This is a genomic window from Novipirellula galeiformis (assembly GCF_007860095.1).
GTDB lineage: Bacteria > Planctomycetota > Planctomycetia > Pirellulales > Pirellulaceae > Novipirellula > Novipirellula galeiformis.
Map to the genome: position 1 here is coordinate 971,291 of NZ_SJPT01000001.1, position 14,424 is coordinate 985,714.

The following is a 14,424-nucleotide window of genomic DNA, read 5'->3' on the forward strand; positions in this document are numbered from 1 at the left end:
GCAATTTCCAGCCGGTTTGTCCAGCAAGCGATCCGTTATGGTACCCATACAAACTCAGGTGAATTGAACACGGACCAAACCACGTCCTCATAGCGTTCACGCCACGCAGGCACGATTCGTGGGTCCGCCGGGTCGCCTTCTCTTGCTCGTTGCTCTAATTCAATTTTGATGCGATTCGCTTCCGCAGCCAAATGATTCGACCACGAGACTCGGCCAAGCATCGGAGGATAAGCAGGCTCGTGGATTTCATTCACCGGAATCCTTCGCGAATCAAATCCGTCGGCCAGGACCGGCTCGAACGCTTCGCGTTCGGCGGAGCTTGGCATTCGTGTCAGGAAACGCAAGTAGATCGATTCGAGCAGCAACTGCGGGGTGGTGGCGGTGACGGCCAAGTCGGCCAGCTCGCTGCGGTCCGAGGCTGACGTGATCCACGAGGCAAATACGCCATTGGCGATCGCACCGGGTTGCAAGACGTTCGCTTCGACCTCACGCTCATTGATCGCCGATTGCCTTGATCCGGTCCACCCAAACGCGGTCAGCACATCGATGACGGCGGTGGCTCGAGGGAACGCCAAGCTCGGCCGATCACGCTCGTTCGAAAGCGTTGCAAACATCCATGCGCGACGCGGTACTCCCATGCTCACCATCGTCGTTGCCGGGCGTTTCGCCTCGGGGTCAAACGAAAGCTCTTCGACATCCAATGGACGTCCCGAAGCGGCGACCATCGAATCGACCACTTGTTCGGCCGTCAAGCGGCGGCGGTCGGGCGATGCAAAAAATCGGTGTTTGGGTTCGGCGAGTCGATTGTTGCCTCGCGCCTCACGTTGATAGACATCGGAGTTCATGATGGTGCGAACGAGACTCTTGAGGTCGTAATCGTTTCGCACCAATTCGTCGGCCAACCAATTCAGTAATTCGGGATGACTTGGCGCTGTCGAATCCCAATCATCGACCGGTTCGACGATGCCAGTGCCCAGCAAACGTTTCCAGAGTCGGTTTGCGATCACGCCAGCGAACCGTTCGTTGGTGGGAGATGTGATCGCCACCGCCAATCGCTCTCGCGAGTCGTTGGGATTATTGATCCATTGGGCATCGAGGTTGGCAACATCGACGATATGAGGAAAGGGCCACTCGGGCAGCACCGGTTCGCCCGGCTTTAGCGTGACCTTGATCAGCGATTCACGCCCCGCATTCTTTTCGAAGAATCCCGCCGACACCGTGCTGGTGGGAGGCACTGTCACGTTGCCGCGCGAGATCATTGCGGCGAGTGAGAACAGGTCGCGCTGGGTGGTGTCGTGATAAGGCGAGTCGTGACAGCGAGCGCATTGCAAATTGATGCCCATGAAGGCCGATGCCAAAATGATACTGCGTGATGCCAGCGGTGCATCGTTCTCGGCGGCCATGCCAAAGCCCGCACTGCCTCCTTCACGCACGCTGCCGCGAAGCATTACCAGTTCGGTGACCATTCGATCGATTGGTTTGTTGTCGCGCAGCGCCTCGTGCAAATACCAACGGAACGGACCGGTATTGTTCAACGAGGGTTTTAACAAGTTGGGGTTTTCCGCCAACACATCTTGCCAATAACTGATCCAATGATCGGCCCACCTTGGATCGCTTAGCAAGCGGTCGATCAGGTGCGCGCGTTTTTGAGCGTCGGGGTCTGCTAGAAAGGCACGCGCTTCCGCTTCGCTCGGTGGGATACCGATGATGTCGAGGTAAACCCGTCGCAAGAATGCGTCGTCGTCAATTTTTGAACCGACCACCCAGGCATCAGGATCCATTTTTTCGACCCAACGAGCTCCGAGTGAAATCCACTGGGTCAGCAGTTCGATCTCGTTTTTCGCGAGCGGTTTTGACGGGGGCATCCGTTCGCCTTCGTCCGTCGTCAACAGTCTCGCAATCAGCTGACTCGTGTGGGGGTCGCCGGCAACGATGCCAGGGACGCCCGAGTCACCGCCCGCCAACAACGATTCTCGGGTGTTGAGTTTGAAGCCTCCTTCGTCGGTTTCACCATGACAACGAAAACAATTTTCGCGGAGGATCGGAAGAATCTGTTTCTGGAAGTCGATGGCGTCGTGATCGGCGTCAGCGTCGCGGTGGACGTCGGTCGATGGAGCGGAGTGCGTTGATTTTGCACGCGAGATTTTCGCGTTCAGAAAACGATCGATCGGATGCGCCGCTGTCTCGCTGGGCTGCACGCTATCGGGCGGCACTTGATCACGCAGCCGATTTCTGGCCTGCTTGTGACGTCGATCCCAATACTCGTTTTGGCTGCTGGCGAGTTGTTGACGCACCGAATCGTCAAAGGCTTGAAGCGAGGATTCCGTTTCTGCGATTCTGGCCAGCACGTTTTCATCGTGGATGACAAAACCGGCGGCATCGCTTTGCGGTGCATCGCTGGCGGGCCGCAATAATTGATAATGATCCACGTTTGGCGGCTGAATCGCCACCATCATCTCACCCGGTTCCGCTCGGTAGGACGAACCGCCCACCAACGTTTCAAAGATCACACGAGCGGTCGTGGGTTCGGCGAAATCGACATCCCCAAAGGACTCCTTCAAACCATAGCCGACGATGCGCATGCCAACGGCCGGAGGTTCCGGAAGGGGATCGACCGGTTGATGTCCATCGGTCGAACCGCCATGCGGGCCTAGGCGAGCCACCGCGTGACCATCGACCCACAAGCGACTGAGGCCGCGAGCGCGAATCAGCAGTCGACTTTTGCCAGCGGCGAAATGGACATCGGCGGCAGCGCGAACCAAAACGGCGCTCTTCCAACTGTCGCGGATTCCCCAGCCATCGTAACGATACGGTAAACGAGGAATTAAAAATTGCTCGGCATACCAGTTGGGGAGCGACGGTTTGGATGGGCTCGCAAAAGCGGGGTCCGTGAACGAGTCCTCGGGCCAATCGCGGTGCGAGCTCGGCGAGTCGTCCAAGGCAACGACCACCTTGCCGGGGACCGTTTCTAATTCCGGTGCCGCTTCGAGCGTCGGTTCGCGAGGGAGGGTTCGGAAACGCTGCTGCATCGTTTTGTCGGTCTGCATGCCGCGATAGATACCGACAAAATCGAGCCAGCCGCGAAAGCTGTTTCCCGGGCTGCCCCCCATCGAAGAGCCGATCCAGATCGCGTCGTTATCCACCACCGGCGGCTGTTTCGTTTCGCCTCCCATGTCCCATTTACCCTGGGATGGTTTTCCGTCAATCCAACCGCGGATGCTTTGGGGGGAACCAAAGCGATAGGAGACCGCGATCGAGTGCCATCCTTTGGCGGGTTTCAAGCCTTGGATCGTGGTCCAGCGATGCCAATGCGATCCGGCGGCAGCGCCTGGTTTACGGGGCGTCGCAAACAGAAAACTAACGCAAACGTTTCCGTTGAGCTCACGCAGTCGTAATGCCCAATTCTGGTTGTCCTGGGCAAACCCTTTTGTATGCGTTCGCCCTTTGCCGATCACGTAAACGTTTTGGCCACGGTGGATGGCGCCGACCTTCACGCACGCTTCCAACGTGATCTCGTCGCCATCACCGAAATCAAACTCACTCTCGTCCCCAGGATCAGGAAAGAAATAACGCGAGCCGCTGCCGTCAAAGCGAACCGACAAATTCGATTCTTCAAAGTCAGGGAATTCAGGCGGACGTGGCCCCAATTGATCGCGATGAACGCTGCCATGCGATTGCAGCGCCGAGGTTTCCTCGCTGCTGAAATCCCAGCGTGCCGTCTCGGTTAAATCCTGGGCATGGCCAAGCACACTCCATGGCAGCAACGCTAAGGCGAGCCTCGGAAGAAGCGTGCTTCGAAAAAATGGGGACGTTGTCCAATGCATTGTAAAGACTCCTAGGATCACCCTCGACAAAACCAATCGATCCAATGCAAACGAGGGCGTCAAACAAGACCATCATCGAGGAAGGTGGGCAACCGAGAGAATCCGTTTTGGCAACCGTTAGGGTCTTGGTGGGGGTGCGAATGTGCCCTTCTACCATAGGCAATCGAGGGCCCGTCCGCAAATTGCCTGATCGCAAGGTTCGATGGATTGCGACAAGTTTCCGAGCCCATGCAACACAGGGGCACCGCCGTGGCTCGACCGATCCTCGCCACCACCGGTGCGGCAAGCCCGAATGGATTGGGTGGAGGGGGACGATGATCCCGCGGGGTGTAAGCAGGGAGGCAGGAATGATGGGGTGAAACCCCATTAGCCATTCGGCGTTAGCCCCGGTTGAACCGCTTGAACCGTGGCTAACGCCAAAACGGCTAATCTACCGAAAGACTCCTGCCTACCTGCTTCGTGAACATACGGGGAAGCAAGAAAACGAGTCGCTTGAACCGTCGTAAAGCGAGTGGAGTGAAACAAAAAAGGACGCCGTTTGAAATTTCAAACGGCGTCCTTTGCTTGGTTTTATTTCGCGTTTCCGTCGGCTTACAACTTCAACAACGGTTCGCCTGTCATCTCGGCGGGGATTGGCACGCCGAGTAGTTCCAGGAGGGTGGGCGCGATGTCGGCTAAGCGGCCACCGGGATTGAGCGTGCGACCTTCGAGCCCGGGTTCGACCACGATCAACGGCACGTCGTAGGTGGTGTGCGCGGTGTGGGGGCCACCGGTGACGGGGTCGGTCATTTGTTCGCAATTGCCATGATCGGCGGTGACGATCAAGGAGCCCCCTTTCTTCAGCGTGGCTTCAACCACTTGCCCCACACAGGCATCGACGGTTTCGACCGCTTTGATGGCCGCTTCGAGGACGCCGGTGTGCCCGACCATGTCGCCGTTGGCATAGTTGATGATCAACAAGTCGGCCGTGCCCGCTTCGATCTCGTGGAGCACCTTTGCGGTGATCTCGTGCGCCGACATTTCGGGAGCTTGATCATACGTGGACACGGTGCGAGTGGACGGTGCCATTTCGCGTGCTTCGTGAGCGAAGGGATCGTCGCGGTAGTCATTGAAAAAGAAGGTGACGTGGGGGTACTTTTCGGTTTCCGCACATCGGAACTGATTCAAACCAAGCGAACAAACGTACTCACCGAGAATGTTGGGCATCTTGGCTGGTTTTTCAAAGATCACCTCCACCGGAAGCCCCGTTTGGTAAGCGGTCATGGTGGCGAAGTAGAGGTTGTCAATTTTGGCTCCACGATCGAAACCGCCCCCTTCGATGTTTTTCCAAGCATCGTCGTCGAAGGTAAATGCCTTGGTGATCTCGCGAGTTCGGTCGCCGCGATAATTAAAGAAGATGACCGCATCGCCCTCTTTGACAAGCGTCGGCTTGCCATTGTGCTCGATCGAGGTGGCCGAGATAAACTCATCGCCTGTACGGCTCGATTCGATCGGGTGATCGTAGTAACGTTGGATCGCTTCGCTGGCGGATTCGGCGGTGTTATCGGCTCCCTTGGTCATCATGTCATAGGTCGCTTGAACACGTTCCCAGCGCAGATCGCGGTCCATTGCATAGAAGCGTCCGATCACCGATGCGATTTGTCCGACTCCCTTTTCCTTCAGCGCTTGCTCGACTTTGGCGACATAGGCCTTGCCGCCGGTCGGCGAAGTATCACGGCCATCGGTGATGGCGTGTACCGCAAATTGGCTGGATTCGAGACCCGAGCGGCGCACCATTTCGACGATCGCGATCGCGTGTTCCAGATCGCTATGGACGCGTCCATCGGACATCAGCCCGAGTAGATGGAGCGTGCCACCGGTCTTCTTCACATGCTCAATCGCACCCAAGAGGACTTTGTTGGCAAAGAAGGATTCGTCGCGGATCGCACGGGTGATCCGCATTACTTCTTGGTCCACGATGCGGCCTGCGCCAATGTTCTGGTGACCGACTTCGCTGTTGCCCATCACGCCGGCGGGTAGCCCGACATCTTCGCCCGAGGTGTGGATCAGGGTATGGGGATACTGGGCCATCAACGCATCGGCAACCGGCGTGTTCGCCAGATGGATGGCGTTGGCATGATTCCACTCGGCATGCGGGTTTTCGCCCCATCCATCGCGGACGATCAAAACAACGGGTTTTCGGCGAACTTGGGTCAAGGCTCTCTCGCTTATTCAAAAAAGGATGTTTAACTGACGCAGGGCAAATCACCTTGGTTTTAGCCAACGCAGCGGAACTTCGGAACCTCGTGTCCGCTTCGAACTTGTCCCGAGGTCGGGTAATCTACCGCAGTAGGCTGCAAAACAAGCCGGCACACGCCGTCGCGGGAGGCCACTTTTTTGAGCTGCCTTGGGGGGGGCTTTCCCTACTACAACTTCCACTTTCCGAAGATTGATCCGTTATGAGTCGATTGCGTTTTGACGCATCCCGAGCCGTTGCCACCGATTTTGGGGTCGCCGAAGAACGCTTGGCACGTGAGCTTGATGAATTCGATTCATGTCGCGCCGAGATCATCGAGGCTCCCTTTTTTCGGCTGCCCGCTCAACAGTTGGCGGATTACGGTGCCGTGCGTGAGGCCTCCGAAGTGGGCCGCATCTTCAAAATCGCAAACACCATTCACGACAAAATCGATGCCGTCGTGGTGCTCGGCTCCGACTCGCATGCCGCTGGTCCGGTCGCCTTGAGGGACGCCTGCTGTGATCCTTATCACAATGAACTGACCCGAGGGGGGCGTGGTAGCAAGCCGCGAATGTACTTTGCCGGCAACTATCTCGACAGCGATTCGATCGGGGCGCTGCTGAATCGGCTTCGCGGAGGCGGTTATGGCGAGAACGCTCCCGAGAGCCGCTGGGCGATGGTCGTGATCGATCCTTGTGGGCAAACTCGAGAAACCTCCGTCGTCCTGCCCCACTTTATCGCTGCCCTCGAAGCATCGTTGGAGGGGGGAGGAGAATCGTCGCGTGCATCCAACGGCGATTACGTTATTCCGATCACCGGGAAATCGGGACCGCTACGATCCTTTGCCACGGACATCGGCTGCAGCGAAATCTACGATCTTCGCGATGACATTCCCGCGTCCCACAGCATCTTTACGGCGGTGGGATTGATGCCAGCGGCATTGTTGGGGCTTGATTGTATGAAGTTGCTCGAAGGGGCGGTGGCGATGAATGAGCATTTCATCTCGGCCGCACCCGCCCAAAACGTTGTGCTGCAATACGTTTGCACGAACGCGTTGTTGGCCCAGCGATGCCGAGTCGTCAACGTCTGGACCGAAGCACTCCAATCGGTCGCTCGTTGGTACACGCAACTCTTGGACGAGCCGCTCGGGACCACCGTGATGACGACGCCTAGCGATCTGGTCCGGCAAACCCGTTCCGCTCGATCGGCGGCATCGGACTCGTGTTGCCAGCCCGGCACGGTGGTGCATCACTGGGCGACATCGGCTTGGCGGATGGACCCCTTGTCGTCCGAGCCATTCCGCGGCGGGTTAGTGAAATCGGCGCAGGTCGAAGCAACCGAGCCGCCCGCGTCTGGGGCACTACCGTCAGAGCCGGATTCGCGGTCGACCGCGACGATCCCCCAATTGCTTGCCGAGCGGATGGGCACGACGCGCGACGCGGTCCATCAATCGGGTTATCCTACGACCTGTTTTGAATTGCCTTACATCGATACTTACACGCTCGGGCAATTGTTCCAGATGTTGATGATTGCCACCGCGATCGAAACCCGTTGTAGGAAAGCTTGCCCGTCTGGCGTATAACTTGCCATCCCTCATTCCTCGTTCTCTGCTTAAGTCTATGTCTGCGATTGACCAACTTTTTACTCAGCTTCGTGCGTCCGATAAAAAGGCGTTGATGCCGTTTGTCACCGCCGGTTTCCCCTCGCTTGAAACGACCGAAGCGGTGCTCCGCAATCTCGGGGCCGCGGGAGCCGATTTGTGCGAACTGGGGGTCCCCTACAGCGACCCGATTGCCGATGGCCCCGTGATCCAGGCTTCCTACCAACAGGCGCTTGAGCAAGGGTTCCGCTTGCAGAGTGTCTTTGATCTAGGGAAACGACTCGGCAGCGAGGTTTCGATGCCGCGCGTCACGATGGTCAGCTACTCGATCATTCATCGCATCGGGACCGAAGCTTATGTGCAAAAGGCGAAGGAGTCCGGTTACGCCGGTGCGATCGTCCCCGATTTGTTGGTCGAAGAGGCCGAGGAGTTTGCCAAGATTTGTCAGGCGGCTGATTTCAGTCTGATCCAATTGGTGACCCCAACCACGCCCAAGTCGCGTCAGGTGCGGATCGCCAATTCCTCCTCCGGATTCCTGTATTACGTTTCGGTCACCGGAATCACGGGCGAGCGAACGAAGCTTCCCACGGATCTGGAGGAAAATGTGCGATGGCTGCGTGGCGAGACCGATTTGCCGATTTGTATCGGTTTCGGGATCAGCAGCCCGGAGACCGCCGCCCAGTTGGCTCCTGTGGCGGACGGGTTGATTGTGGGCTCCGCGATCGTGCGCCGCATCGCCCAGTCCAAGGATGCCCCCGATGCGGTCAAGAACGTTTGCGAGTTTGTGGGCGAATTGCGCCAAGCCATGGACGCTGCTACCGCAAATTGATTTTCCAGTCCCAGTGAGTGCACCCCCCCCTTTTTTCCCTCCTGGGGCTGGGGTGGAGCTTCGCAGCGTTTTATCGCGTCGCGTGTGCCTGCCGCGAAGTGGGATCCTGCCCGTCGTGAAGTGGGATCCTGCCTGCCGTGCTGCGGACTTCCGTGGCGCAACCGGCACGACCGTCACAGCCGGCCCGTTTCTCTAGCCCGCACGGTTTTTCTAACCGGAAAGGTGGACGAAAACAGCGAATTTGACTCAAGGGGTGTGCTAGGTTTCTTTGGCCCAGCACATACCATCGCTGTTACAAGAGTCTTCGCTACAGCTTGCCACTGTCGCAATCCAAAGGCTCTTCACAACACTTCACACGGGACATCACTTCAATGACTAAATTCGTCACTGCACATCCAGCGGAAGACAAAAACATCGTCACTCTTGATCGTCGCGGCATCAGCGACGATCGACGCAGCGGAAATCCCGACGCGGTTGTCGCCGACATGATTGGAAAGCCTCAACGTAAAAAGCAACGTCGTCGTCACATCGACCCCACCACATGTGAACGCGACTACAACGAGCAAGAAATTGAATTCATGCAAGCGATGGACGACTACAAACGGTCGGCCGGACGAATGTTCCCGACCTGTAGCGAAGTGCTCGAAGTGATCCGCGCCCTCGGTTACATCCAACTCAATGCCGACCAACGCGAAGAGTTGTGTATCGACGAGCAAGGCAGCGATTACTTCGACGCCGATTCGAATCTCGAAACCGAATTGGAAGACGAGCTCGCCGGCGCCTAGTCGCCCCTCGGGGGGGATCGAACTTCTCTAAAACAAAGTAACAGCCTGGCTGGCACGTGCGGTAGAATCCGTCATGCTGGCTCAGGCTGTTTTCGGTTTCCAGAGGTCGTTCGTGCGCCTTCTCATTCAAACATTCGCCTATTTATGGGCATCGCCCTACACGATCACGGGCGTTGCGATTGGGTTGATTCTGGGCGGTCGATTCCGCCGCGTTGAGGGGGTTATCGAAATCGCGGGACCGCGAATCGCAGGCGTACTCGATCGCATGCTGGTGCCTGCACTTGCCTTGACCTTCGGACACGTGGTCTTTGCTCGGTCCCAGGAAGCGCTCGATTCCACACGGTTGCACGAACGCGTGCATGTTCGCCAGTACGAGCGTTGGGGGCCTGCGTTTGTGCCGGTTTATCTATTGCTTTCGGTACTGCTATATCTACGCGGCCGAGACGGCTATCGAGAGAATCCCTTCGAGCGTGAAGCCTACGACGTCGAAGATTCCTGTCGCTAAGGCACTGTCGCCCTGGGCCGCGTTGTGCCCCAAACTACGCATTCTTTTTGTTTGCCGCCGCTTATCAATTGCCTGCAATTGGATTGGGGGAATTCTTGATGGTTTGCCGTTGTCGTTAGGACCGCGATTTTTGTAGGGTCGGCGACTGCCGATGCAACGATTGCCGAATTTTGCCGCGGAAGGGTTCCGTCGGCACTCATCGTCAATGCTCAAGAACACTCGCGAGGCCCCGATGCTCTCTCGCTCATCGAAATGGATTTCTTTCTCGCTGATCGCAATCGTGATTGGGGTGTTGGGGTGTCGTTCGCAGATGCCCGTAGGAAATCTTTTCCAAGTCACTAAACGCGATGCCGTGGATCTGCCCGGGGTAGAACCGCCACGTCAACGACTGGCCTCGGCGAGGCCGCGTGCGGGGATCGATCCCGCCGCAGAGAATGTTTTTTCGGCCAGCGATGTATTCGCTAATGACGCTGGAGATTCCACTCCTGACGAGGCAACTCAATCGTCCACTGCGAGGACTCGATCGCGAAGAATGGATCCGGCGGAACGAGAGCGACGTACCCACCACACCGTGGCCACTCGATCGCCAAGCGAGAAGATGCCGCGGGATGCCGAAGCGCAGACCGCAAAGGCACCGTCGCGGAACAAAGCGAATCCCAACGACACCGATCCCAAAAATGCCCAAGAGAATCTTTCGGATGATGAGTTGATGGCAGCCTTTGAAGGCACATCACCCGAGGTCAAAGAGCAGGCGCTGCGTCAGTTGATTGCCGTGTTGTCACGAAGTGCAGAATCCACTGCACAACCCGCCCCGCTCGATCAAGCCTTTCGCGAATCATTGAAACGCGAGCACGATTTGCCAGCGGCGAAAAACGAGATTGCGGCGGAACCGGTTAAGCGACTCGCCCACGATCAGGCTCCGCAAGAAGAAGCCGGCAACGCAGCCCGTTCTCAGCAGAAGAAACAATCCAATGTTGTTATCACTTACGAAAATCCAACAAAAGCCGACCCCACGAAAGCCAGCCCAACCGAGCCAAACCAGGACGTTCCTCGTACCGTCGCCAATGCGTCGGCAATGCCGGAGTTAGAGGAGACGGTTGTCGAGTCGATCACCGATATTGCCAAGAACTACCCGATTCACAGCCACGGATCGGTGAAGCCCGTTTCGGCCACGAGTTCGGACCAGGCATCGTCGCCGGTGGCCACGGCGTCGATGCAGGCAAAAGCTTCATCAGCTCCCGCGGGTGGGGCCTCAAGCGTCGAGGGCGTTTCGGATCAGGTCTTGTACGAGACGCTTTTGAAGCGGGTGGCATCCCCGGTTGCGGGTGAGTCCGAAGCCGAGCGAGCGCGACGGATGATCACGGCACGTCACTTGATGGTCTTGGCGGGAAACCCCGATCAAGCGGTCGAAAAGATCGAAGGGATGACCGACAAGGAGCAAGAATACTTGCGTCATCAATTGCTGGGGCTTTGGACGATGGTCGATCCCGAAGGGCATCCGGTACAAAGTCGTCGGTTCAGTTCGGCGCTACCTCAATTGCGTGAGGCCACCAAATACTTGGCTGCGGCGACGGATGCATTAGAAGTTCGTTCGTTGGCATTTTGCACTGAGATTTTGGCTTACGGCCAAGTCAAACCGTTTGCCTCCAAACGCTTTCAACCCGGCCAGCAGGTCATTTTGTACTGCGAAGTCGAGAATTTCATCGCTCGAAAAAACGACGAGGGGTTTCAAACGCATCTGCAAGGCAGTTACGACATTCTCGACGCCAACAATCAAAAAGTGGCGAGTCAACTCTTGCCCGCCGATCAGCAAACGTCGGCCAACTATCTACGAGACTACTTCATCGCCTACCAAATGCATCTGCCTCAACAAATTGGGCCCGGTGCGTACCGGTTGCAGTTGACGATGGAAGACGTCGAAGGCAAAAAGTACGGGCAAGCAAGTATCTCCTTTGAAATCACCAAGTAGGTGACCCGCGAAGAGGCCGCAGTCGCCGTGATGACCGCGGTTGGGAAGACCGCGATTGGGAAGACCGTTGCGGTCATGGTGGTCGCGGAGGTCACTGTCGCGGAGGTCACTGTCGCGGAGGTCACGATGGTTGAGGGGAGTTATTCGCCCAGTTCAATCGTGTCCATCACTTGATAGCTGGGACCCTGCTTTTCTAAAAAGCTTGCGATCAATTGAACGGTGTCGACGTTCATTTGTCCCAGTTTCATTTCCGTGTTCGCTTTGACCCGGTCGATCACATCGCCACTGGCGCGGCGCGAGCCACTCTTGGTTCGTCCTAGCGTGAGGTGGGGAACATAGTCTCGCGGTTCGGGTTTGAATCCGATCGCGGCCAATTCATCTTCGAGTCGTGCCACGATTCGGCTCAGCGAGTTACTGGGATCGTCGATATGCACGCACAACACGCGAGGCCGCTCGAGGTTGGGGAAACCACCGGCTCCTGCAAAGTCGAGATCAAACGGCTCGAAGTCCTTGGTAATATTGCGGATGATGTTGCACACCTGAGGAACTTCGGTATTGTCGACATCTCCGAGGAACTTCAGCGTGAGATGAAGGTTATCCAGTGGCACCCAGCGGATCCCGTCACCGGGAGCCGAAAGTCTCTCGACCAAGCGAGTCGCGCTGCGTGCGACTTGGTTTGACAGCGGGATGGCGATGAAGGAGCGAATCGTATGCATAAGGGTCAAACCGCTTTTTTAAAGTCAGCGAGTGTGTTTTAAACGAGTGTGGTTAAAGCGAGTGTGTTTAAAGCGTGGAAGGATGGCGGTCGAGAAGTGTAGCGAAAGTCACTGCGATAGTTGTACTCGCCCTGGGAAATTTACATCACACCGGAATACATGCCGCCGGCATAACAGGTCGGACAGGGCTCTGGGCAAAACGCTCGGTCATTCCTGCGGCGCCGATTTACCAACCCGCTACTTTATAGCGAAATATGATTTCATTTCAGCCACCTGCCTTTGAACCTCATCAGCTGCTGCGAGGCGGCCATCTGCAAACCTTGGCCACGGTCGCTCCCGCAGGGCCGATCGGTTTGCCGACACGCAAGCATGTTGTCGAATTGATCGACGGCGATGCGGTGGTGCTGCATGAAACTTGTCCGCCGGATTGGCCCGCGAACGGTCTTGCGGTCTTATTGGTCCATGGTTTGTCTGGGTGCCACAGTGCACCTTACATGATTCGTTTGGCGAAGCAATTTCACCGCCAAGGCGTGCGCGTTTTCCGAATTGACATGCGTGGCTGTGGCGAGGCCTATCGGTTGGCGAAACAATTGACCCACGCGGGACGCAGCGATGATTTGCTCGCGGCACTCGAGACCATCGCCACGCTGGCACCCCAGGGGCGGTTGGGGGTGGTGGCTGTTTCGCTTGGCGGGAACCAGATTTTGCGTGCCTTGGGACGGATCGGGGCGGGGGTGGATACAGGGCCCCTCTGGATCGATCGGCTCGAACGCATTGTGGCCGTTTGTCCACCCATCGATCTGGTCCGCTGCAGCGAGAATATGCAGCGCTGGATCCTGCGGCCTTATAATTATTACTTCATTCGCCATTTGATGTCGCGGATCCCTCCAGGCGTCCGGGCACGCGACGATTTCGAGCTGCGAAAATCACGCCCTCGACCTCGCACGTTGCGAGAATTAGATGAGCAGTTCACCGCACCGCTGAGCGGTTTTTCGGGAGCTTTGGAATACTACGAGCACTCGTCCGCCGCCAATCATATTGGGACGGTCCTGGTTCCCACATTGCTGTTAGTGGCGGACGATGACCCCGTTGTTCCCGTCGATTGTTTCAGCGAGTCAAAACATCCGTGGAGCGATTCGACCACGCGGCTCGTCTCCAAGCATGGCGGACACGTGGGGTTCATCGACCGTCAACGCAATTGCTGGATGGATCGCGTGATTTTGGATTGGTTTGCCCGGCGGTAACCGCAGGCGAGAGCCTGCGACGCGATTGCATGATTCGTTGCGCACGCAATGGCAGGTGCACGCTCGCCCTACCGCTTCGCTCGCAGGCTCAGGGCAGCCTTAGCGGGTCGTCCATTCCGGCGCAGGTTCGATCGCGTCGGCGACCGGTCCACCTTGATCTTTACGGCCACTTCCTTCGAGTCGGCTGATCAGTTCGACGCTCATGTCATGGTCGCAAGCAATTTGGCAACTCAGACGCACGCCAGGATCGGTAACGCCACGGACTTTGAGTGTTTCTTTTTCGGCTTCGGTGATGTTTTTGGGTTCGCCTTCAACAAATTTCACACGACAGGTGGTGCAGCGTGACACGCCACCACAGGCGTGTAGTTGATCGGTTCCTGCGTCCTCAATCAGTGCTTTTACGAGTCTTTTTCCAGCGGGGATATCGAATTCGCCGATACCTTGAACCGTCAATTTGGGCATGAATTACTCCGGAAGGTTACGAGTAGGGAAGATGAAGCTCACGTGAGGCTCCCTAACACTGTACCGAGAAAAAGAATCGAGCAAAGACACCGTGTTTTCAAAGCAGCCGGACGTTAGAATGCCGGATTGGCGCAATCCAGAGAAGGTGCACCGTGATCGAGGTGGACCGTGAATCGAGGGTCACCATTTGCGTCAATGGCGAAGGGGCAAAGGGGCGTTGCGTTTCCGATCCGCATCGTCGATGTGACGTGCCGACGACGTACCGATCTCCCTCT

General features: G+C 57.1%; 10 protein-coding genes. 6 read left to right on the top strand and 4 right to left on the bottom strand.

Translation table 11 applies throughout. The annotated features are described in order from the left end of the window. Positions 1–35 precede the first annotated feature (35 nt). Positions 36–3,824 (bottom strand): DUF1553 domain-containing protein, encoded by a 3,789-nt coding sequence (locus Pla52o_RS03480; protein WP_146593156.1) that lies wholly within the window; start codon positions 3,822–3,824, stop codon positions 36–38. Between the two features lie 591 nt (positions 3,825–4,415). After that, complete coding sequence (gpmI, locus tag Pla52o_RS03485) at positions 4,416–6,020, bottom strand: 2,3-bisphosphoglycerate-independent phosphoglycerate mutase (RefSeq protein ID WP_146593157.1); 1,605 nt, start codon at positions 6,018–6,020, stop codon at positions 4,416–4,418. A gap of 242 nt (positions 6,021–6,262) precedes the next feature. Here gpmI and Pla52o_RS03490 point away from each other — a divergent pair, with 242 nt between their 5' ends. From Pla52o_RS03490 to Pla52o_RS03510, 5 genes are all read left to right on the top strand, one after another. Further along, the gene (locus Pla52o_RS03490) at positions 6,263–7,621 is read left to right on the top strand and encodes a glucose-6-phosphate isomerase (protein WP_146593158.1); all 1,359 of its coding nucleotides are present in this window, start codon (positions 6,263–6,265) and stop codon (positions 7,619–7,621) included. A gap of 37 nt (positions 7,622–7,658) precedes the next feature. After that, on the top strand, positions 7,659–8,468 hold the full coding sequence (gene trpA / locus Pla52o_RS03495) for a tryptophan synthase subunit alpha (protein WP_146593159.1): 810 nt from the start codon (positions 7,659–7,661) through the stop codon (positions 8,466–8,468). Between the two features lie 371 nt (positions 8,469–8,839). After that, entirely contained in the window at positions 8,840–9,253 is a 414-nt protein-coding gene (locus Pla52o_RS03500) for a hypothetical protein (protein ID WP_146593160.1), read from the top strand. A 112-nt stretch (positions 9,254–9,365) separates the two neighbouring features. Beyond that, positions 9,366–9,758 carry a hypothetical protein gene (locus Pla52o_RS03505; protein ID WP_231612060.1) on the top strand — a complete coding sequence of 131 codons (393 nt, stop codon included), beginning with the start codon at positions 9,366–9,368 and terminating at the stop codon, positions 9,756–9,758. Between the two features lie 232 nt (positions 9,759–9,990). After that, positions 9,991–11,727: a hypothetical protein gene (locus Pla52o_RS03510; RefSeq protein ID WP_146593161.1), complete on the top strand. Its 1,737-nt coding sequence runs from the start codon at positions 9,991–9,993 to the stop codon at positions 11,725–11,727. Positions 11,728–11,867: 140 nt separating this feature from the next. Here Pla52o_RS03510 and thpR read toward each other — a convergent pair whose 3' ends face one another. Next, the gene (gene thpR, locus Pla52o_RS03515; protein WP_146593162.1) at positions 11,868–12,443 is read right to left on the bottom strand and encodes an RNA 2',3'-cyclic phosphodiesterase; all 576 of its coding nucleotides are present in this window, start codon (positions 12,441–12,443) and stop codon (positions 11,868–11,870) included. 254 nt (positions 12,444–12,697) lie between these two features. On the opposite strand from thpR, the gene Pla52o_RS03520 reads away from it, so the two are divergent. Then, positions 12,698–13,687 carry a YheT family hydrolase gene (locus Pla52o_RS03520; protein WP_146593163.1) on the top strand — a complete coding sequence of 330 codons (990 nt, stop codon included), beginning with the start codon at positions 12,698–12,700 and terminating at the stop codon, positions 13,685–13,687. A gap of 99 nt (positions 13,688–13,786) precedes the next feature. On the opposite strand, the gene Pla52o_RS03525 is transcribed toward Pla52o_RS03520, so the two are convergent. Then, a complete protein-coding gene (locus Pla52o_RS03525; RefSeq protein WP_146593164.1) occupies positions 13,787–14,149 on the bottom strand; it encodes a 2Fe-2S iron-sulfur cluster-binding protein in 363 nt (120 codons plus the stop codon). Positions 14,150–14,424: the final 275 nt, after the last annotated feature.

What these genes read in the sequence shown, in the direction of transcription:
- Pla52o_RS03510 (WP_146593161.1), top strand. Translation starts at nt 9,991, where the DNA reads ATGCTCTCTCGCTCATCGAAATGGATTTCTTTCTCGCTGATCGCAATC.
- trpA (WP_146593159.1), top strand. Translation starts at nt 7,659, where the DNA reads ATGTCTGCGATTGACCAACTTTTTACTCAGCTTCGTGCGTCCGATAAA.
- Pla52o_RS03490 (WP_146593158.1), top strand. Translation starts at nt 6,263, where the DNA reads ATGAGTCGATTGCGTTTTGACGCATCCCGAGCCGTTGCCACCGATTTT.
- Pla52o_RS03525 (WP_146593164.1), bottom strand. Translation starts at nt 14,149, where the DNA reads ATGCCCAAATTGACGGTTCAAGGTATCGGCGAATTCGATATCCCCGCT.
- Pla52o_RS03520 (WP_146593163.1), top strand. Translation starts at nt 12,698, where the DNA reads ATGATTTCATTTCAGCCACCTGCCTTTGAACCTCATCAGCTGCTGCGA.
- Pla52o_RS03480 (WP_146593156.1), bottom strand. Translation starts at nt 3,824, where the DNA reads ATGCATTGGACAACGTCCCCATTTTTTCGAAGCACGCTTCTTCCGAGG.
- Pla52o_RS03500 (WP_146593160.1), top strand. Translation starts at nt 8,840, where the DNA reads ATGACTAAATTCGTCACTGCACATCCAGCGGAAGACAAAAACATCGTC.
- thpR (WP_146593162.1), bottom strand. Translation starts at nt 12,443, where the DNA reads ATGCATACGATTCGCTCCTTCATCGCCATCCCGCTGTCAAACCAAGTC.